This window comes from Hydrogenophaga crassostreae (assembly GCF_001761385.1).
Taxonomy (GTDB): Bacteria; Pseudomonadota; Gammaproteobacteria; order Burkholderiales; family Burkholderiaceae_C; genus Hydrogenophaga; species Hydrogenophaga crassostreae.
In genome coordinates this window covers 3,135,896-3,156,085 of the sequence record NZ_CP017476.1, presented here as the reverse complement: position 1 = coordinate 3,156,085, position 20,190 = coordinate 3,135,896, and the positions used below count along the sequence as shown (strand labels likewise).

At 61.4% G+C, this 20,190-nt stretch carries 13 protein-coding genes; 4 read left to right on the top strand and 9 right to left on the bottom strand.

The window, feature by feature from the left end:
• Positions 1–62: 62 nt before the first annotated feature.
• The 3 genes from LPB072_RS14440 to LPB072_RS14430 form a co-directional block, all read right to left on the bottom strand.
• Entirely contained in the window at positions 63–1,043 is a 981-nt protein-coding gene (locus LPB072_RS14440) for a porin (protein WP_066084482.1), read from the bottom strand.
• Between the two features lie 245 nt (positions 1,044–1,288).
• The gene (locus LPB072_RS14435; RefSeq protein ID WP_231943250.1) at positions 1,289–1,654 is read right to left on the bottom strand and encodes a hypothetical protein; all 366 of its coding nucleotides are present in this window, start codon (positions 1,652–1,654) and stop codon (positions 1,289–1,291) included.
• A gap of 161 nt (positions 1,655–1,815) precedes the next feature.
• Positions 1,816–3,987 (bottom strand): PhoX family protein, encoded by a 2,172-nt coding sequence (locus LPB072_RS14430; RefSeq protein ID WP_066084484.1) that lies wholly within the window; start codon positions 3,985–3,987, stop codon positions 1,816–1,818.
• 246 nt (positions 3,988–4,233) lie between these two features.
• Between LPB072_RS14430 and LPB072_RS14425 the strand changes: the two genes are divergently transcribed.
• Entirely contained in the window at positions 4,234–6,246 is a 2,013-nt protein-coding gene (locus LPB072_RS14425) for a PhoX family protein (protein ID WP_066084486.1), read from the top strand.
• A 73-nt stretch (positions 6,247–6,319) separates the two neighbouring features.
• Here LPB072_RS14425 and LPB072_RS14420 read toward each other — a convergent pair whose 3' ends face one another.
• Genes LPB072_RS14420 through LPB072_RS14410 form a run of 3 tightly spaced genes read right to left on the bottom strand, consistent with a single transcriptional unit; the run spans position 6,320 to position 8,488 of the window.
• Positions 6,320–7,099: a BPSS1780 family membrane protein gene (locus LPB072_RS14420; protein WP_066084489.1), complete on the bottom strand. Its 780-nt coding sequence runs from the start codon at positions 7,097–7,099 to the stop codon at positions 6,320–6,322.
• Between the two features lie 12 nt (positions 7,100–7,111).
• Positions 7,112–8,122 carry a homoserine kinase gene (locus LPB072_RS14415; RefSeq protein ID WP_066084491.1) on the bottom strand — a complete coding sequence of 337 codons (1,011 nt, stop codon included), beginning with the start codon at positions 8,120–8,122 and terminating at the stop codon, positions 7,112–7,114.
• Between the two features lie 6 nt (positions 8,123–8,128).
• Positions 8,129–8,488 carry a hypothetical protein gene (locus LPB072_RS14410; protein WP_157559329.1) on the bottom strand — a complete coding sequence of 120 codons (360 nt, stop codon included), beginning with the start codon at positions 8,486–8,488 and terminating at the stop codon, positions 8,129–8,131.
• Positions 8,489–8,566: 78 nt separating this feature from the next.
• Here LPB072_RS14410 and polA point away from each other — a divergent pair, with 78 nt between their 5' ends.
• The gene (gene polA / locus LPB072_RS14405) at positions 8,567–11,371 is read left to right on the top strand and encodes a DNA polymerase I (RefSeq protein ID WP_066084496.1); all 2,805 of its coding nucleotides are present in this window, start codon (positions 8,567–8,569) and stop codon (positions 11,369–11,371) included.
• A 19-nt stretch (positions 11,372–11,390) separates the two neighbouring features.
• Here the strand turns inward: polA and LPB072_RS14400 are convergent, their stop codons facing one another.
• Positions 11,391–12,947 (bottom strand): alkaline phosphatase D family protein, encoded by a 1,557-nt coding sequence (locus LPB072_RS14400; RefSeq protein ID WP_066084977.1) that lies wholly within the window; start codon positions 12,945–12,947, stop codon positions 11,391–11,393.
• A gap of 176 nt (positions 12,948–13,123) precedes the next feature.
• Here LPB072_RS14400 and LPB072_RS14395 point away from each other — a divergent pair, with 176 nt between their 5' ends.
• Both LPB072_RS14395 and LPB072_RS14390 read left to right on the top strand, forming a co-directional pair.
• The gene (locus tag LPB072_RS14395) at positions 13,124–14,023 is read left to right on the top strand and encodes a dienelactone hydrolase family protein (RefSeq protein WP_066084499.1); all 900 of its coding nucleotides are present in this window, start codon (positions 13,124–13,126) and stop codon (positions 14,021–14,023) included.
• 117 nt (positions 14,024–14,140) lie between these two features.
• Positions 14,141–14,959: a ZIP family metal transporter gene (locus tag LPB072_RS14390; RefSeq protein WP_066084502.1), complete on the top strand. Its 819-nt coding sequence runs from the start codon at positions 14,141–14,143 to the stop codon at positions 14,957–14,959.
• 10 nt (positions 14,960–14,969) lie between these two features.
• Here the strand turns inward: LPB072_RS14390 and LPB072_RS14385 are convergent, their stop codons facing one another.
• Complete coding sequence (locus tag LPB072_RS14385; RefSeq protein WP_066084505.1) at positions 14,970–17,546, bottom strand: PAS domain-containing sensor histidine kinase; 2,577 nt, start codon at positions 17,544–17,546, stop codon at positions 14,970–14,972.
• On the bottom strand, positions 17,543–20,152 hold the full coding sequence (locus tag LPB072_RS14380) for a PAS domain-containing sensor histidine kinase (protein ID WP_066084509.1): 2,610 nt from the start codon (positions 20,150–20,152) through the stop codon (positions 17,543–17,545). The genes LPB072_RS14385 and LPB072_RS14380 overlap by 4 nt, the downstream gene beginning before the upstream one ends.
• Positions 20,153–20,190: the final 38 nt, after the last annotated feature.

Sequence of the window (20,190 nt, the reverse complement as noted above, 5' to 3'; positions counted from 1 at the left end):
CGGTTCCGATCCAGGTCCTTTTCGAGCTTGATCGAGACGGTCAGACACCTCTGGTCAACAGATCAGAAGTCGTGGCGCACGCCCATGGCGTACAAGGTGTTGTCCTTGGTTTTCACGCCTGCGCCGCTCTCGACAGTGAAGTCACGCAATCCTGCGTACAGTCGGGTGCGCTTGGACAGGCTGTAGGTGGCGCCCAGCGCAAAACCGGAGGCCTTGGCTGCGGTGTTGCCTGCGATCGTGGTTTTGCTGGAGGCAAAGCCGCCAGAGACCTTGAAAGCACCCACGGGCACCGTCACGCCCAGACTGAATTCGTTGTCTTTGCCATTGGTATTGGAGCCTTTGCGGTTGTTGTAGCCGGCGGACAAGGCCGCCACGCCCAGGTCGTATGAGCCAGAGATGGCCGTGTACGTGTTGTCGCTGCCTTTTTCGTTCTGGTAGCCCAGCCCGACGTTGATCGGGCCGTTCTTGTAGCCGGCCATGAAACCGGCCATGGTGTCCTTCTCGCCGGTGTTCTGTTCAAAGGCGTAACCCAGGCCAGCGTAGAAGCCACCCATGGAGGGGGCTTCATAACGGATCTGGTTGTTGAAGCGGCTGCTGTAGTCGCCACCCGACTTGTACACGCCGTTGGAAGCCGGGGTGAACGCCGAATCGAAAACAATGTTGCTGTTGCCCAGGGCGATCACATCGTCATACACGGTCGAGAAACGGCCCATCTTGACCGCGCCAAATCCGCCGGCAAGTCCTACGCTGGTCTCGGCCTTGAAGGACGGGCTTTGAATCTCGCCCGTGGTGGCGTTGATGCGCTGTTCGAACTTGAATTTGGCTTTGAGACCGCCACCCAGGTCTTCGGTGCCGATGAGGCCCCAGCGTGATGTGGTGAGGCCCGCTTCGCCGCCGTTGAACATTTTGGTCTTGCTCGACTCGCCGAGGTTTTTCTCGGCGCCCACCGACAAGTCCACGCGACCGTAGATGGTGACCGACGACTGCGCCATGGCGCCGGTTGAGGCGGCCAGTACGGCCAGAGCGATCAGGTTCTTTTTCATGGATAACTCCAATACAGGGTTGACGGAGAGCACATCCACCCTGGTGCGCTCTCCGACCGTCGCTGGTTGCGATCGGGTGGCTGTATTGCAGCAGCCGTCCATAAAACCTTTGTGACAACACCCGCGATGGGCTCGCCGCGTTGTGGTGTCACAACGGGGTATTGGCTGAGCATGTTGTTCGCCACCGAACAGGCGAAAAAAAGCCCCGTGCACAACACGGGGCCGGCCGATTCGGGGCGGGTTGCTCAGGCAGCAGCCACAGCAGGTGTCTCGGTGTTTGGCTCGGCGCTGGCCACCTCTTCAACCTGCATCGAAAGCCCGAGCAGCACGGCCTTGGTGCTGTAGTAGCGGTCAAGGCGCCAGTCTTTGATGACTTCCAGGGCGAGCTCGAAATCGTCGTAGTCGAGCTGGTACAGCTCGGACAGATTGAATGGTGTTTCAGACTCGAGCGCGAGGATGAGTTTCGAAAGCGTCAGCACCGACTGTTTGGCGGGCTTTTTCTCGATCAGTTTGCGGGCTTTTTTCAGGGCTTGCATGGGTTTGCTTTCCGGCAGAAGTAAAGAGACGGGAGGTGTGTTGTCGCTGGCGAAGCGCCAGGGTTTCTCTTTCATGAGCATAGCCACCTGCGGGGCGTCTTTCGTGACATTGGCATGACGTTTGTGTGACCATCGACGGGCGGGAAGCGTTTTTGAGGCGCAAGGCACTGGCCAGAGGCGAGCGAAAGAATAGCCCGGTGGGGCCGGACCGGGCCATTCTTCGGTGCAGGCAGGTGTCAGGCGCCGATCAGGCCGCCATCGTTTTTGGTGATCACGATGGTGGCTGAACGGGGGCGCTTGCCTGCGCCGTAGCCGATGTTGGCAGGCCATTGGCTTTCATAGTTGGCGGGGTTGCCAACATCGGCCATGGCGGTGTTTTCGCCCGGGTGCTGGATGTTGATGAACAGCGCCTTGCCGTCCGGGGTTTCGCAGATGCCGGTGATCTCCGCGCCCTTGGGGCCGACCAGGAAGCGCTTGAGGGTGGCGGGGGTTTGCGGTTTGCCAGCGTAGGTGGTAACGGTCTTGTCGCCGTACTTCAGCGCCTTGGCGTCGCCATCACCGAGTTGCCCCGGCAAGGCAGCCAGCAACATGCAGTTGGTGGTGTCGGTGTAGGCGCCGTCGTCGGTTTCGATCCAGCAGATGCCGGTGGCCTTGCTGAACACCAGGCCGTCGGGTGAGGACAGGTCGTTTTCGTCGGTCAGGTTGGACAGGTTGACGGTGCTGCGGTCAGCGCCGGCTTCGGATGCGAACAGGTAGATGTCCCAGCGGAAGTTGACGTCGGCCGGCTGGGCCTGAGCCATGCGCATGATGTGGCCGTTGACGTTGCCCTTTTGCTCCTTGCTGCCTTTCTTGTCGGTGTAGTAGCGCGGGTTGGCCGCATCGGTGGTTTCGGCGGTGCGCTTGCTGTTGTTGGTCAGCGTGAAGTAGATCTCGCCATTGCGCGGATTCACGCCGCCCCATTCCGGACGGTCCATCTTGGTGGCCCCAACCGCGTCAGCGGCCAGGCGGGTGAAGATGGCCACATCGGCTTCGGATGTGAACTGGAAAGCCGCATGGCCTGCGATCTTAGGGTTCTTCATCGACAGCTCGATCCATTCGCCGGTGCCGTCTTCCTTGAAGCGGGCGACGTACAGCGTGCCTTTGTCGAGGTATTTGTCGCCAGCGGCCAGGCGGTTGCTGGCGTCGGCGGCGTCCCACAGGGCATCGGAGACGAATTTGTACATGTACTCGCCACGCGAGTCGTCACCCATGTAGGCGACCACCGGCTTGCCCGGCTCCACTGGGGAGAAGGTTACGTTTTCGTGACCCATGCGGCCCAGCGCGCTGCGCTTGCGCAGCACCTGGGCCTTGTCGTAGGGGTCGAGCTCGACGATGTAGCCGAACGTGTTCATCTCGTTGCGGTAGTCGTCTTTGGCGCTGGCGCCGGTGGCGCTGTTGTTCCAGCGGGCGTATTGATCGGCTTGGCCTGCGCTTTCCCAGCCGTGGCGGCTCGCGGCGCCGGCTTTGCGGCCGTATCGGTTGAGTGCCTGTACCTGTTTGTCGCCTTTGCGTGCGGTGTCGTCTTTGGCGTCGCGGTGGAAATAGCCAAACCAGTTTTCTTCGCCCGACACGTAGGTGCCCCAAGGGGTTGGGCCGGCGCCGCAGTTGTTGAGCGTGCCGCGCACCTTGCTGGCGTCGGAGGAGAAACGGGTCACCAGGTGCTCGCTGCCGCGGGCCGGGCCATGGATGGCGGCTTCGGACATCGTGGTCACGCGGCGGTTGTAGCCGGAGGCAGGGTTGTAGGCCCAGCGATCTCCCTGCTTGCGCATTTCAACCACGGACAGGCCGTGGATCATGAGCTCTTTGTCGACTTCGGCCGTGGGGCGAGGCAGGGTGGCCGTGCCGCCGTTGGCATGAATGAAGAAGGAGGAGAGTTTTTCGTCGGTCGTGGCTTCATGGTTCATCGCGATCAGGCCGCGCGTGGCGCCGTGGCGCGAAGGCTTGCCTTGTTCGTCGAGGCCGAACCACTCCATGCCGTCGTGGTGGTCGCCGGCGCGCTGGTCAAAGTGCTCGTCCGTGCCGTCGTTCTTGAACGCGGGCACGTTGGCCGACAGCGGGTCGCCCAGCGCGTAGATGACCTGTGCCGAATAGCCTTCGGGCACGATCACGGCATCGGTCATGCCCTTGGCCACGGGCTTGAAGCCCAGGCTGGTGAGCGCTTTGGCAACCGGTGTCATGGGGGCGCTGCTGGCGCAGCCGGCCAGGCCAGCGGCGCCGATCAGGCCCATGCCGGCCATGCCGATGGAGCCGCGCAAGATGTTGCGCCGGCTCAGGCGGGCTTGCAGCACGTGGTCGAACTGCGGGTTGGCGCTGGTGTTGATGTCGTCGCCGCTGAAAGAGTCGGTGGGGCGTTGGGTGTTTTTGCTCACGGTGTTCCTCAAGAAGGGTTCATGTACCGCAGCGGAGTGTGGCGAGGCTGTGTGAAAACCGTGTGACAGTGACAAGACAAACGCATGGCATCGGGGTTCTGCCGGGCCAAGAGCGAGGGGGTGACCGTGTCATGGCGCCGTCACTGGCCATTCATGGTCCTGACATGGAAGGTGGCCACAGTCAGGCTTTTAAACTGCGCTGTCTTTCATGCATGGAAGGGTGGCGTTCAAAAGGAGCCCTCGACCATGACCGAAGCCGTCCTCACCTCGCGCCGCCAGGTTCTAAAAATGCTGACCAGCGCGCCCATGTTGCCGTTGACCGGTGCACTGGCCAGTTCAACCGCTTTGCTCGCCGCCTGTGGTGGTGGCGCTGCCCTCGAAAGCGTGAGCTTCAGTTCCATGGCCGCACCTTCGCTGGCCGATGCTGCCGCCATGGCCACCACCACGGTGGGTTCGGTCATGACGACCACCTTCAGTGATGGTACATCCACCGATTTCCAGCTGGCCTATGAGCCCCTCTTCATGACCGGTGATGAAGTGGCCAACCTCAATGGCGGCTCCATCGTGGCCGGCAGCTACTTCGATATCCACGGCAAGCCGATTGTGGACACCACCGGGCCGTCCGGTGCGCGGCAGTATTTTTCCGACTCGCCCGACGGCACCTCGCTGCTCACCGTTGAACATGCCAAGGTGCACGGCGTCAAGGGCAAGCCTGTGTTTGCCGTGGTTCAGTTCGAATACACATCTCTGGCGGCTGATGGTGCAACCAGCATGTACGGCAAACTGCCTTCACCCATTGCCGTGCTGACCCTTGACCAGGACCCGAAAACAGGCAAGCTCAAGTTGGTGAAATACCATAACGTGGACACTTCCAGTGTGAACGGCCTGTGGATCACCTGCGGAGCAAGCCTCTCGCCTTGGGGTACGCACCTCTCCAGCGAGGAGTACGAGCCCGATGCGTTCACCGCCGCAAGCAACAGCCAGTTCAAGGCATTCATCGAAAACCTCTACGGCGATGCCACGGCCTCGGCTGACCCAGCCAAGGCCAACCCCTATCATTACGGTCACATGCCGGAGGTCAGCGTGAACCGCGACGGTTCAGGCACGATCAGGAAGCACTACTGCATGGGCCGCATTTCCCACGAGCTGGTGCAAATGATGCCCGATGCCCGTACCGCATTGATGGGGGATGACACCACGAACGGCGGTTTGTTCGTGTTTGTAGCCGACCGGAAAAATGACCTGTCGTCGGGTTCGCTGTATGTGGCCAAAGTGGGTGCCGGCTTCTCAATCGATCCGACGCAAGGGGCGGCGGCACTGAGCTGGATCAAGCTTGGATCGGCCAGCAGCAAAGAGATCAAGCGTCTGGCCGGGAGCACGCTGGCCACCGATATCTTTGATCGCTTCGTGGCCGATCCGGCTGATGCCAGCTACACGAAAATTGGCGTGGGTGGCAAGTTTGAATGGATCAAGCTCAAGACGGGCATGGAGAAAGCCGCCGCCTTCCTTGAAACCCACCGCTACGCCGCCTACCTGGGTGCGAGCATGGGCTTCACGAAGATGGAAGGGACCACCGTCAACGCCGCCGACAAAGTGGCTTACTCCGCACTGTCTGCCTGCCGCGATTCCATGGTGTTGAACAATGCCAAAGGCAACTTCCCGGCGAGCGGCATCGCGATTCCGGCGGCTCTCCAGGCTGGCGCGGTGATGGCCATGAACCTTTCGGGTGGCTCAAGAGACCATACCGGCGCGCTCATCAAGAGCGACTGGATTCCAGTCGACACCAGGGCCCTGTTGATTGGTGAAGACCTGGGCGCCGCCGACAGCCTGGGCAACACGGCCAACCCCGATGCCATTGCCAACCCCGACAACCTCAAGTACTCGGAAACAATGCGCACGCTCTTCATTGGCGAGGACAGCGGCATGCACGTCAACAACTTCCTGTGGGCGTACAACATCGACACCCGGACGCTGTCGCGCGTGATGTCCACCCCCGCGGGCGCCGAGTCGACCGGCTTGCACGCGGTTGACGATATCAACGGCTGGACATACATCATGAGCAATTTCCAGCACCCTGGCGATGGCTTGCCCAGCGCTGTGGCCTCCACGCTGGACCCGATGATCAATGCCAACTACAAAGACAAGTTCGGCGCGGCGGTGGGTTACTTGACGGCCAACCCCCAGCAGCCAGATCTGCAGCACAGGCAGACGGGGCACGAAGTCGGCGCTCATGGGTCTGAACGCACTCACAAGCGTTGATCTGACGCTGCGCCCACAAAAAAAAGTCTGGTCTCGTGAGAGGCCAGGCCCTTTTTTTCTCCAGAGACGTCTTTCAGTCAATTACCGCGTCGAGATCGGTGTCGAATTCGAAACTGTCTTTGTAGGTAAAGAACAGCGAAGCGTAGAAAACCGAAGCCATTACCAGCATCAGCGGATACACGGCAAAACCCATGGCTGCGCCACCGATCGCCCGGCTGATCATGGTGACAACAAAGACACTGATCATCAACAGTCCGAACCAGGCCAGCGAGTACATCACCATGGCGCCCTTGTTCGTCCAGCAGGCCAGCAGACTGAAAAACAGGCTTTTGACCGGTGTCACACCATGCCAGTGAACCAGAGCCGGGGCATGCCAGAACATCATGAGGACGGGAATGTAAAGCAGCAGGCTCAGCCAGAGCCCGGGGCTGTTGAAAATGGTGCTGATCACCTCGGGCGTCAGCCCGGTTTCTGCCACGTCATCGGGCAGGGTCGGGCCCAGCAACATGGCCACGGTCACCAGCAGCAACAGGCTCGCCACATAAATGCCTCCCAGAATCAGCATTGCGCGGGTGCTTTTCGGATCCTTTCGGAAAGCCGTGATCAGGGTGGAGGGCATGGGAAACACGCCTCTGCTGGCATCCCGGCTGGCGGCCATGAGACCCAGTGTGGCCGCAGGGGTGATCGCGATGGCCACCATGGAGCCCAGAAACGGCACGATGGACATCAGCGACAGAGCCGCCATGAACATGAAGAAAAGGCCGGAAATCGCAAACGGTTGGCGGAAAAAGGTTTGAACGCCTTGTTTCACCCATTGGATACCGGTGCTGGCGGGAACGTGCTTGAGTCGCATGGGTTGTTGGGGTCAGGCCGCTAGTGCAGGCTCTTCGAGCAAGGTGATGGCCAGGTTGCGCGCCTCGGTGGCGCGGGCCCGCAACACGCGCTCGAAATGGGTTGGGTCGTGGGGCTGGAGCATGGCGGCATCGCGTGGCAAATGCCAATCCCACAACCGGGAAAGCCAAAAGCGCAGACCGGCGGCGCGCAGCATGGCTGGCAAGAGGCTGCGTTCAGCGGCACTCAGCGGGCGCACGCGCTGATAGGCCGTCAGCATGGCTTGGGCCAGCTCGGGCTGGTGTTCGCCATCGATGGCTGGGTCGCCGTGGCTGACCGCCCAGTCGTTGAGGCACACGGCCAGATCGAAGAGCCAGGTGTCGTTGCCCGCGAAGTAGAAATCGAAGAAGCCGGTGAGGGTGCCGTCTTCAAACATCACGTTGTCGCGGAAAAGGTCGGCGTGTACCGGGCCACGCGGCAAGGCGGCGTAAGCGGGTGTTGAGGCTATGTGGTTCTGGTGGGCCAGTTCGGATTGCAGGAGCTGGCGTTGGCTGTCTTCCAGGTGGGGCATCACCACGGGCACAGTGTCATTCCACCAGGCCAGGCCACGCAGGTTGGGCTGGCTCATGGCGAAATCGCGGCCGGCCAGGTGCAAGCGCGCCAGCATGGCGCCCACCGCTTCGTTATGCCTGACCGTTGGCACCAGCTCACTGTGACCGCGCAGCTTGTCGACCACAGCGGCAGGTTTGCCCAGCAGCCGGTGCATCACCTCGCCGGATGCATCGGCTGCGGGCGCGGGCACAGGAATGCCATGGCCCGCCAGGTGTTTCATCAGGTGCAGGTAATACGGCAGTTGATCGAAGCCGAGGCGCTCGAACACGGTGAGCACATGCTCGTGGGTAGCGCCGTCTTTTTCGCTGGTAACGAAGTAATTGGTGTTTTCAATGCCGCCCTGGATGCCACGCAAGTCGGTGAGTGTGCCCAGATTCAGGCGTTCCAGCAGTGCAGCGGCGTCGGCAAACGGGATTTCGGTATAGACAGCCATGAAGAATCAGAAATTCAGGATGCGCCAACGGCTTTTGCCTGTGCTGCCTTTGCTGGCAGGGTTGTCGCTCAGGTTGGCACCGCCGGGGGCGGGAGCGATTTCGTAGGCGGGTGCGCCATTTTTTGGTGTGACTTCGATGCTGCGGGTCTGACCGCCCACGCGCAGTTCGTCAACCCGGGCGAGTTCGTCCTCATGGGTGATGCGCTCGATGCGCTCGCCGGGCTTGGCCGCAGGGCTCTCAGCGGGCACGGGTGTGGCGCTTTCCTTGGTCTGCGCAGTCTGGGCCTGGGCGGCGCAGGCTGCCGTCAGGGCGATGGACAGCGCGAAAAGACGGGCCCCAGGCAGGAAAGAGTTCGACTTGGACATGGCGTGCAGCGAGATGATTGGGTAATCTTGCATTGTAGGGGGCAGTATGGCGGTTGCGGCTTCCCGCACAATGGCGCCATGTCTGACGAAAAAACCACCAAATCCACCCTGTTGCTGGTCGACGGCTCCAGTTACCTGTACCGCGCTTTTTTTGCCGGTGGCGAGAGCATGAGCGTGACCCTGCCCGATGGCACGGAGCAAAAAACCGGCGCCACCCGCATCATGATCAACATGATGAACAAGCTGCTCAAGGAGTACCCGAGCGCTTATGCCGCCTGCGTGTTCGACGCCAAAGGCCCCACGTTCCGCGACGAGATCTACCCGGCCTACAAGGAGCAGCGCAGCCCCATGCCGGACGACTTGCGCTCGCAGATCGCGCCGATTCACGAAGTGGTCAAGCTGATGGGCTGGCCGGTACTGGATGTGCCGGGCGTGGAGGCAGACGATGTGATCGGCACGCTGGCGGTGGCGGCCGCCGCGCAGGGCATGGAGGTGATCGTGTCCAGCGGCGACAAAGATCTCGCGCAGCTGGTCAACGAACACATCACCATCATCGATACCATGAGTGGCAAGCGGCGTGATCTGGCCGGGGTGCTGGAAGAGTTTGGCGTGCCAGCCAGCCTGATGGTGGACTACCAGATTTTGGTGGGCGATCAGGTGGACAACGTGCCCGGCGTGCACAAAGTGGGTCCCAAGACCGCCGTCAAATGGCTCACCGAGTTTGGTTCGCTGCAGGCCATTGTGGACAACGCTGCCAACATGAAGGGCGCCGTGGGCGAAAACCTGCGCCAGGCGCTGGATTGGCTGCCCACCGGGCGCCAGTTGCTGACGATCAAAACCGATTGCGATCTGAACGGCTGGGTCCCCGACATGCCTTCACTGGAAAGCATTCGCATGGGCGAGCCGCAAACGGAGCCATTGCGGGCGTTTTACGAAACCTACGGATTCAAGGGACTGGCCAAGGCCGTGGGCGGTGGCGACGCCGCGCCGGCTGCGCCCAAAGCGCCCAAAGGGGCAAAAACCGCAAAAGCCGGCCCGCCGGGCCTGTTTGACGGGCCCGAAGTGGCTGCGGCTGTGCCTACTGAGGGCTACGACACCGTGCTCACCTGGGCCGCGTTCGACACCTGGCTGGAGCGCGTACAGGCCGCCGAACTGGTGGCGGTGGACACCGAAACCACCTCGCTCGATGAAATGATGGCGCAGATCGTGGGCATTTCGTTCAGCGTGAAACCCGGTGAAGCAGCCTATATTCCGCTGGCCCATGCGGGCCCGGATGCGCCCGAGCAGTTGCCGCTGGACGAAGTGCTGGCCAAGCTCAAGCACTGGCTGGAAAACCCGGCCCACTTGAAGCTCGGGCAACACGTCAAATACGACCGCCATGTGTTCGCCAACCACGGCATCGAGGTGCAGGGCTATGCGCACGACACCATGCTGCAAAGCTATGTCTTGGAGGTGCACAAGCCGCATGGCCTGTCCAGCCTGGCCGAGCGCCATTTGGGCCGCAGCGGTATCGCTTACGAGGATCTTTGCGGCAAGGGCGCACACCAGATTCCGTTTGCGCAGGTCGATGTGGCCAAGGCCGCCGAGTATTCTTGCGAAGACAGCGACCAGACGCTGGATGTGCATCTCGCCCTTTGGCCCCAGTTGTTGGCCGATGACAAACTGCGCTTCATTTACGAGCTGGAAATCGCCAGCAGCGAAACGCTGTACCGCATCGAGCGCAATGGCGTGTTGATCGACGCGCCCACGCTGGCCAAACAGAGCCACGAAATTGGTCAACGTATTCATGCCTTGGAGCAAGAGGCCTACGAGATCGCCGGCCAGCCGTTCAATCTTGGCTCGCCCAAACAACTGGGCGAGATATTTTTTGACAAGCTGGGCATGCCGGTGGTCAAAAAGACCGCTACGGGCGCGCGCAGCACCGACGAAGAGGTGCTGGAAAAACTGGCCGAAGACTACCCGCTGCCGGCCAAGCTGCTGGAGCACCGCTCCTTGAGCAAGCTCAAGGGCACCTACACCGACAAACTGGCGCAGCTGGCCAACCCGCGCACCGGGCGGGTTCACACCCACTATGCCCAGGCGGTTGCCGTGACCGGGCGGCTGTCCAGCAACGACCCCAACCTGCAAAACATCCCGATTCGCACGGCCGAAGGTCGCCGCGTGCGTGAAGCCTTTGTGGCGCCTGCGGGCAGCCTGATCGTCAGCGCCGATTATTCCCAGATCGAGCTGCGCATCATGGCCCACATCAGCGGCGATGAAGCCTTGTTGCGCGCATTCCTGGCGGGCGAAGACGTGCACCGGGCCACGGCGGCCGAGGTGTTTGGCGTGGCTGTGGAGCAGGTGAGCGCCGACCAGCGCCGCTCGGCCAAGGTGATCAACTTCGGTTTGATCTACGGCATGGGCGCTTTTGGTCTGGCCAAGTCACTGGGCATCGACAACACGGCGGCCAAAAACTACATCACCCGCTATTTCGAGCGTTTCGCTGGCGTCAAGAAGTACATGGACGACACCCGAGCCATGGCCAGGGAAAAAGGCTATGTGGAAACGGTGTTCGGCCGCCGCTTGCAACTGCCCGGCATACAAGACCAGAAGGGCGCCAAGCTGGCCGGCCTGGAGCGCGCTGCCATCAACGCGCCCATGCAGGGCACGGCGGCCGATCTGATCAAGCTCAGCATGGTCGCGGTGCAGAAAGCACTGGACGAACAGAAACGCGCCACCAAGATGATCATGCAGGTGCACGATGAACTGGTGTTCGAGGTGCCTGAGGGCGAGGTGGACTGGGTCAGGACCGAAGTGCCACGCCTGATGGCGGGCGTGGCCGAACTCAAGGTGCCGCTTCTGGCGGAAGTCGGCATGGGACCGAACTGGGACAAGGCCCACTGAGGCCCGGCTTTGCCGAGCGTCACTTCACGGCGTGAATCACCTTGGTGTAGGGGTGGGCTTCGCCCTCGGCCCACCAGTTGACCCAGATGCGGTCGCCTTTGCCGGGCGCATCGGGCTGAATGGTCATGATGTTGCGGCAACCGATCATGCGGTGGCGTGTGGTGGGGAATTCGTACATGGCGCCGGTGATGCCGCGGTCGATGGTTTCGATCTGTTGGCAGGCTTGTTCGAGAAAATAGAGCGCTACGCCCAAGGGGGGCGGGTGAACCACGCCGCTGGAAGTGAGCTGGTTCACGATGCGGGCATTTTCCGGCACGTCGGTCCGGTCCGACTCGATGACGCCGACGGCGGCCACGTGTACATCGCCTGAAAGAATGGTGATGCGGGTACCGGTTGCGCTGGCTTGCAGCAACCGGTGAACCAGGCGCAGGCGCTCTGCCTTGTGGGGCGGGCTTGTCCAGTGGTCTCGCAGGTCGTCTTCAATCTCTTGCTTGCCAGGCAGGATGCCGAGCATTTTTTCGAGCAGCTCAAAACTGGGGTGCACCACAGGGATGCTGCTCATGACAAAGAGATGTTTCATATCGCCCACGGCGGCCTGGGCATCAAGCCACTGGTAGACGGCGCGCCAGCTTTTTTCGCTCATCACCTGCTCGGCGTTCAGCAAACCGCCGGTGGCATTGATGTCACCGCGGCGGGGGCTGCGCTCGCTGCGCATGTCGAGCACCAGCAGCCCGGCCGAGCCGAAGCGGTATCCGCTGTTGTGGTGGTCTTGGGTGGGCAGGGTCGCCGGTGGCGGGGCGCCCAGCATCTGGCGCTGAAAGAGTTCGAATGCGGCTTTTGCGGCGATAAAAATGCCCTGAAACACCGCGCACTCATGGAGCTCTGTGGGGTGTGAGCCCCATCCATCGATGATGTCGTGGTCGTCCCACATCATCACTGCGGGCACGCTGGCAAGCATGGCCGCCTGCTCGGGCTGGCCCCAGTGGTCCATGTAGAGTTGGGCATAGTGCTTTTGCAGTGCGCTGCGCATGGATGCGGTGAATGGCGCCCTGATGCGACGTGGCCAGGGCAGTTCCGTCCAGGCGAGCAGTTCAGGGATGGCGGTCCACATATCGTCGCTGTAGATCTGGTCGCCTCCCATGAGCAGGACATGTAGGGGGCCGTAGGTCGTGGTGTCGACGCGGTCAATCTGCTGGTGCAGGCGGGCCAGGCGTGACCACAGGGCTTGCGGTTCCTTGAGGCTCTTCTTGACGCGCAGGTCTGAAAAACCATTGCACGAAACGTAGCCCAGATTGGGTGAGGTCCCTTGAGCTGGAACCTGGAACCGGTGTGCGGTGCCGTTGCATTGGTAGTTGACTTCCACCGCGGCATTGCCTTGGGGTACGGCGATATCAAAGCGCCAGGCGACGCCGGGGTGTCCAGGAACTACGCTTGAGGTGGGCGGACCGGCCTGGGCGGGTGGATCGAGCTGGAGCGTGGGGGGCGGGTCACCGGGCGCGGCAATCAGCAGCAAGCTGACGCCCCAGGTGTGGTTCTCATTGCCCAGAAACTGAAGGATGGGGCCGAGTGTCTGCATGGTGATTGCCTCCCGCTTGTCTCCGTTACCTTGACCATTGTGGACGGCTGCGCCCAAGCCCGCAACGCCGGTATTGAAAGCGTTTGTGAACTTGGCGGTGCTGACCGGATCTGTCTACACTGGCACCGTCCGCAGTGCGATTGCCTCATTCTGCATCTTTGAACAGGAGATTTTCGATGCCTCAAAACGATCTGATTGTTGACAGCCAGGCCTTGCTCGATGCCCGTGAGCTGGGCAATGGAGCCACGCGGCGAACGGCATTGAAGGCGGCCCTGGGCGTGGGCTACGCCGCTGCCGCCTTGCCCATCATGGCGCAGACCGCGGTCAAAACATCGGCCGACGGACTGACCGTTGGTGAGGTGTTGATCGACGTGAACGGCTTCAAGATGCCGGTCTACCGCGCAGCGCCAGCGGGCAAAACGGGCTTGCCTGTGGTGTTGGTGTTGTCGGAAATTTTTGGTGTGCATGAACACATTGCCGATGTGGCCCGGCGCTTTGCGCACCTGGGCTACATGGCACTCGCGCCTGAACTGTTTGTGCGCCAGGGCGATGCTCAAAGCTATGGCGAAATGGCCAAGTTGATTGCCGAAGTGGTCTCCAAGGTACCCGATGCACAGGTCATGGGGGATCTGGATGCCACCGTGAAATGGGCTGCAGCCAATGGCGGCGATACCAGCCGGCTGGGTGTGACCGGGTTTTGCTGGGGCGGGCGCCATGTGTGGCTTTATGCGGCGCACAACCCGGCGGTCAAAGCCGGCGTGGCCTGGTATGGCCGTTTGGTGGGACAGGCGAGCGAACTCAACCCAAAGCAGCCGGTGGATATTGCGGGCGCGCTGAACGGTCCAGTTCTAGGCCTTTATGGTGGGGCCGACACCGGCATCCCGCTTGACACGGTTGATAAGATGAAAGCCGCCTTGGCTGCGGGCAACGCGGCTGCCAAGGCATCGACCTTCGTGGTCTACCCCGATACACCGCACGCTTTCAATGCCGATTACCGGCCGAGCTACCGCAAAGAAGCCGCCGATGACGGCTGGAAGCGGGCCACGGCCTGGTTCAAGGCCAACGGTGTGGGCTGAAAAACGTGGGGCGCAGGGACAGGGGGCCGCAACTGCGGCCCTTTTTTGTGGGTAGCATCGGACCCGGTGCGAAACCGGCTGGTTGTCTGCCCCGCTAATGTGAGATTTTTGAACCCCATGACCTTGATCGCCATTCTGATTGGAACCATCGCCGCCGGCGTCGGCAGTGTCCTGCTCGCCGCCGTTCTGGGCATGGCCATGCTCGGGCGCTACACCCAGCACATGCTGAGCCTCGCCGCGGGCGCCTTGATGGCCACCGCCTTCATGCATTTGTTGCCGGAGGCGTTCGAGAGCCAGATGGGTGCGCAGCAACTGTTTGCCATGTTGCTGGGCGGACTGGTCTTTTTCTTTTTGCTCGACAAGGCAGAACTTTGGCACCATGGTCATGAGCACCACCACCCTGACGCGAGTGGCCATCACAGCTCCGACGAGCACCATGGTCATACCCATGTCCATCATCACAACCATGGCGGTGAACGGCCCTCGGGTGGCTGGGCCGTGCTGGCGGGCGACAGCGTGCATGCGTTTGGCGACGGTATTTTGATCGCTTCGGCATTCATGGCCGATATGCGGCTCGGCGTGGTCACTTCGCTGGCGGTGCTGGCCCATGAAGTGCCACACCACATTGGCGATCTGGTGGTTCTGCGCCAAACCTCGGGCACCGATCGCGCGGCGGTGGTCAAAGTGTCAATGGCCGGTACCGTGACCGCCCTGGGCGGCGTGGTGGGCTACTTTTTGCTGGCCCGTTTTGAGGATCTTTTGCCCTTTTTCCTGGTGCTGGCCTCCAGCAGCTTTGTCTATGTGGCATTGGCTGACCTGATTCCACAGTTGCAAAAACGCCTGAGTTTTCGCGAAACCGTGGCCCAGGTGGTTTGGCTGGGCGTGGGTATCGGACTGGTGTTCGTGATCAGCAGCCTGGCCCATGCCGGACACTGATTGTTCGAACCTAGTCCACTCCGTCGACGCCGAAACAAAACTCGATGGTGGCCCCCTGGTCGACCACGCCTTCTGCGCGCACAAAGCCCCCGTGACGTTCCAGAATCCGGCGCACGGTGGCCAGCCCGATGCCCGAGCCTTCGAACTCCCGGGATGAGTGCAGGCGGGTGAAGGGTCGGAACAGGCGATTGACCTGGCCCATGTCGAACCCCGCACCGTTGTCTTTCACGTAAAACACCGCAGGCAAGCCCGGATCGAGGGGCCGTTGTCCGATTTCGATGCGCGGGTGGGCCTTTTTGTGGGTGTACTTCCAGGCATTGCCGATCAGGTTTTCGAACACGATCTGCGCCAGCCTCGGGTCGCAGTCGGCATGCAGGTCGGGCTCGATGACGATCTCGACCTGGTGGGTGGAATCACCGTCGAATTCACGGCGAATGACGGTGTCGACCAGATCGTTCAGGTTCACGTCCATGCGTTGAAGCTGCCCTTGACTGACCCGTGCCAGGGAGAGCATGTCGGCGATCAGGCTGCCCATGCGTGAAGCCGAAGAAGACACCTTTTCAAACAGTTCTTCGTCGTCTGTTGTCATCCGCCCGGCCATCTGGTCGTGCAGCAGGTGCAGGAACCCGTCGATGGCGCGCAGCGGTGATTTCAGATCGTGTGAGACCGAGTAGGCAAAACTGTCCAGCTCTCTGTTGAGGTACTGCAGCTGAGCGGTGCGGGCATGAACCCTTTGTTCCAGCGTTTCGTACAGGCGGTTGATCTCCCGGTCGCGCCGCAAACGCACCAGCTCGGCATTGCACCGGCTAGAGAAAATGGACAGCAAGGCCTGCAAATGGGTGCTTTGAAGCACAGGCGAGGCATTCCAATCCACATAGATCAGTCCGATGGCGCTGCCATCAGCGTCCTTCAGTACGATCCCGGCGAGCGCCTGGACCGGGTGGGGTTGGGCTACTTCGAACGAAGGGATGAGATCCACATCTTTGGCCGAAGAGTTTTCGATGAACAAAATGCCGTCCTGGAGCAGGAGGCGGGCGAGCAGTTTGGCGGGAATGTTGACCGCTTCGAGCGGTTGCAGCGTGCCATTGGCGTGCAGTGCCAAGGTGTTGAAGCGGGCCTCTTCCGCGGTCTCGACCACCAGAATCTTGTTCGCCCCAATGGCTGTGGCCAGGTGCTCTGCCCAAGAGGGGAAGAAGGCCTCTCCTGTCTGGGAGGACACGCCTTTGGCGATATTGATCAGCATGGCCTCGCGCTGCTTTTCCTCGGTCACGTTGAGGGTGAACGACAGTGCGCAGGCTTCGCCGTCAAGTTCGATCCGCTCGGCCCACACCCGCACGCTCGCCAAACCGCCTTGTTTGGTTCTCATGGTGGTTTCGTGACCGAGCAGGCGACCATTTGCGCGCAAGCCGTCCACAAAGCGCTGGCGGTCGGCATCTTCGTTCCAGACCCCCACACCCTGCATGGTTTTGCCTGCAAAGTCCTCGGCGGTCCAGCCCAGCACATTCTTGTTCGCTGCGTTGGCCGCCTTGATCTGCCCGTCGGTGAGTCGCGTGATGGTCATGCCCAGCGGACTGAACTCGAAAGCCTTGCGAAAGCGCTCCTGAGCCTTCTCCATTTCACTGCGTGACGCGGTTTCCTTGCTGATGTCGAGCACCATGATCAGCACAATGGGCTCCTCGGCCTGCCGGATCACTTCTCCGTAGACCTCGCAATCGATCGTGGTGCCATCTTTTTTGACACCTTTCGCATAGACCCCCCTGACATGCCCATGGTCGAGCAGCGCCTGGCGAAACAGCTGTTCCGCCCCGAGGTCCGTCCAGAAGGCCGGCAGCGGCTCGCTGCGCAGGGCATCACGCCCGTAGCCAAACAGCTCGCAAAAAATTTCATTGGCGTCCAGCACCTGCATGGTCCGAAAGGACTGCACGAGACACGCAACAGGGTTGTTGTCGAACAGCGCCTGAAAGCGGCTTTGACTGGCGCGAAGGTAGGTTTGCGCGGTCTGTGCGGCTTCAAGTGCTGCCTCCTGGTCTCGGACCACCTGCATGAGCCGGTAGCGACCATAGAGGGATGTGATCAGTATCGTACCCATCACCGCCGATTGAACCACCCAGACCGTCCAGCCGGCTACGGGCAACACCCCCGAGAGCTGACCCTGCTGTTCGAACCAGTTGAGCACCCCCAGTGTGATGACGATGTAGGCCCCGACGGCCAGCGCCTCTGCCCGTGACATGTAGCTGCCGGCGACGACCATGCTGGCCAGCATCAGATAGGCGGCAGCGCTGCGAACACTGCCGTTGTGGATGGTGCCGCCGGTGCCCACCAGAAGGAAGATGGCCACCAGGCAGCGGGTGACGAGATGAGTCCGCCCCTGCTTGAGCAGGATCCACATGCCACCAGAGGCCGCGGTGGTGAATATGGCAAACCAGGTGAGGGCGCTCCAGCCCTCCCTGGCGAATACCGCGATGCCGACGAAGAATGCACTGACGCCCACGCTCAGCAGCAACGCCTTCATGGCGGTCGAGTGAAGGTCGTTGAGCGTTGTGGAGAAACCCGGCAATGGCCGGGAGGAGGGCTCGATGGTGTTCATGCGCTCACACCCAGGCGCTCAGGAGCGTCGTTTTCGCTGTTGTCCGTTGATTTGCTGTCTCCCAGGCTGAAGCTGAACTCGGCACCCAGGTTGACCCGTGCTTCGCCCGAGATCGATCCGCCGTGCCGTTCGACAATGCGCCGCACGGTGGCCAGCCCAATGCCCGTGCCGTCGAACCCGGCATCGGGCATGTGCAGGCGCTGAAACGGCTTAAAAAGCTTGTCTTTGTGTGCCATGGAAAATCCGGCTCCGTTATCTCGCACAAAAAACACCGGGGCGGCCTCTTCACTGCCCTGCATTTGCCCGAATTCGACCAGCGGACTGGCTTGGTCGCGGGTGTATTTGAAGGCATTGCCGATCAGGTGCTCCAGTACGGTGCGCGTGAGCTCTTCGTCGCCGTTGCCATACACGCCGGGCTCCACTTGCCAGCGCACCTTGGCCCAGGAGGGGTCGCGGGCCAGATTCGTGCAGACGCGTGCGGCGAGTTCGCTGAGGTTGAGGCGCTCGCGCCGCAGCGGTACCTGGCTGACTCTGGCCAGCGCCAGCAAATCGGCCATCAGCGTGGCCATGCGATGGGTGGCGCTCAAAACCCGGGCCATCAGATGTTGCTCTTCGGGCTCCAGGCGGCTCTCCAGGCGCTCGCTCAACAACTGGGTGAAGCCATCGATGGCGCGCAGTGGCGATTTGAGATCGTGGGAAATGGAATAGGCAAAGGAGTCGAGCTCGGCGTTGAGTTTGCTGAGCTCGGCGGTCCGCTCATGAACCCGCTGCTCCAGCGTTTCATTGAGATGCTCGATCTTGCGGTCGCCCCGCAAGCGCAGCAATTCTGCGTTGGCGCGGCTGGCAAAAATGGCCATGAGCGCCACGACGTCTCCGCTGGGGGTGATGGGATGGAGCCACAGGGCATTGAGCAGACCAATGGGTTTGCCATCGATATCGTGCAGCGCCTGGCAAATGGTGGCCTCATAGCAGGTGTCGTCGTCCAGGTCTTTCCACTTCTCGCTGTCTTTCAGGCCTTCACCGAGCACGAGCGGTTCAAATTGGTCCATGCCCTTTTCACACAGCTTGTCGGCAATCGAGAAAGAAAAGTTGGGAACCAGGCGGCCGTTTTTCGACGCAGCAATGGTTTGAATCGTATGCGGTGGCGAGAGTTCTCCTACGAACACCATGTCTGCCCCGAGGGCATGCGACATGTGTTGGGTCAGGACACCGAAAAAAGCTTGCGCGGTGTGGCCGTTCATGCCGCTGGCGATGTCGCGCAGCATGGTTTCCCGCCGTTTTTCCGCGCTGGTGTCCACGATGCAGGTGAGGATGCAGGCCTCTTCATCGATTTCGATTTGTTCGGCCCAGACCTTGGCGTCCATGCTGCTGCCGTTGGGGCGCACCAGGGTCGCCTCGTAGCCATGCAGATAGCCCTGCATTTTCAAGCGACCCATGAAGACTTCACGGTCTGCGCTTGAAAACCACGGGCCAACTTTTGACGCGGGCAAACCGATGGGGTCTGACAAGGGCTCGGTGTTGCTGCCGTCTTCGCTGCGGTTGATTTCAACCACGGCGTCATCGCTTTGCCGGGTGATGGCCAGATCAAGCGGGCTGAGGTTGAAGGCTTTGGAGAAACGCTCTTCCGATCGGCGCAAACGGATCAGGGTGAGGTTTTGCTCCGTCATGTCGGTGATGGTGGTGATGACCAGGCTGTCTACGCTTTCGCTGCCCAGTTCACTGCGAATGTGGCCTTCAAACTGGCTGCCGTCGGAGCGCACGGCCGTGGCAACGTGCTGCTCCGCGCGCTTGTCGCGTTTGAGCTCATGCATGTGCTTTTCACGTTGCTCTGGCTTGGCCCACAGCATTACGTCCGTTTTGCCAAGAACCGCTTGCTTCGTGTAGCCGTAGCAGCGCTCGAAGGCCGGATTCACATCGATGATTTTTCCCGTGGTGGCCACCTGCGCCACCATGGGGCTGGGGTTGGTGCGAAAGATGCGGGTGAAGTGTTCCAGGCTGTGGTCGCGCTCCTGGGCCAGGCGCTTGTTCTCTTCAAGTGCCTCGATGCGATCCCTGTAGACCTTGCGCGTGGTCAGCCGGGCATAGAGCACGATGGAGGCAACCGCGAAGAGCACGGCCGCGTGGGTGAACCAGGTGGTGGCGTTGACCGGGTTGGCCAGCGGTTTGAGCAGACCCGCAATTTCAGCGTAGGTCGCCGCGCCCAGCGCGGTGACGCTGGTCAGCAAAGAAACCAGCAGGGCCCTTCTGCTGAGAAAGACACCCGCTGCCGCCACGGTCGCCAGAAACAACACCGATTCCGCCGCGCGGATGGACCCGAAGGTGATCACCATGTAGATGGCGATCGCCTGTACCGAAAAAACCAGGGCCATGGCCAGGGTTCTGGCGTTGACCCAGCTTGCCAGCACAGCGCTGATCCACCCTGCGCCGGCCATGAGGAGGCCTGTTTGCAGCTCGTAGGTGACGTTGTGCTCAGACCCCTGGAAAACCCCGTACACCATCCCGGTTGCGATGCTCGAGGGCACGGCCACCAGAATGCTGGCCGTGCGCATGATTCTGGCGGCGGCCATGCTCGCATTGGCATGAGGCTTGGCGTTGGGGGCTGACATGGGGCTTTCGGTTTGACCGCGGCATGACGGCCGAGGTC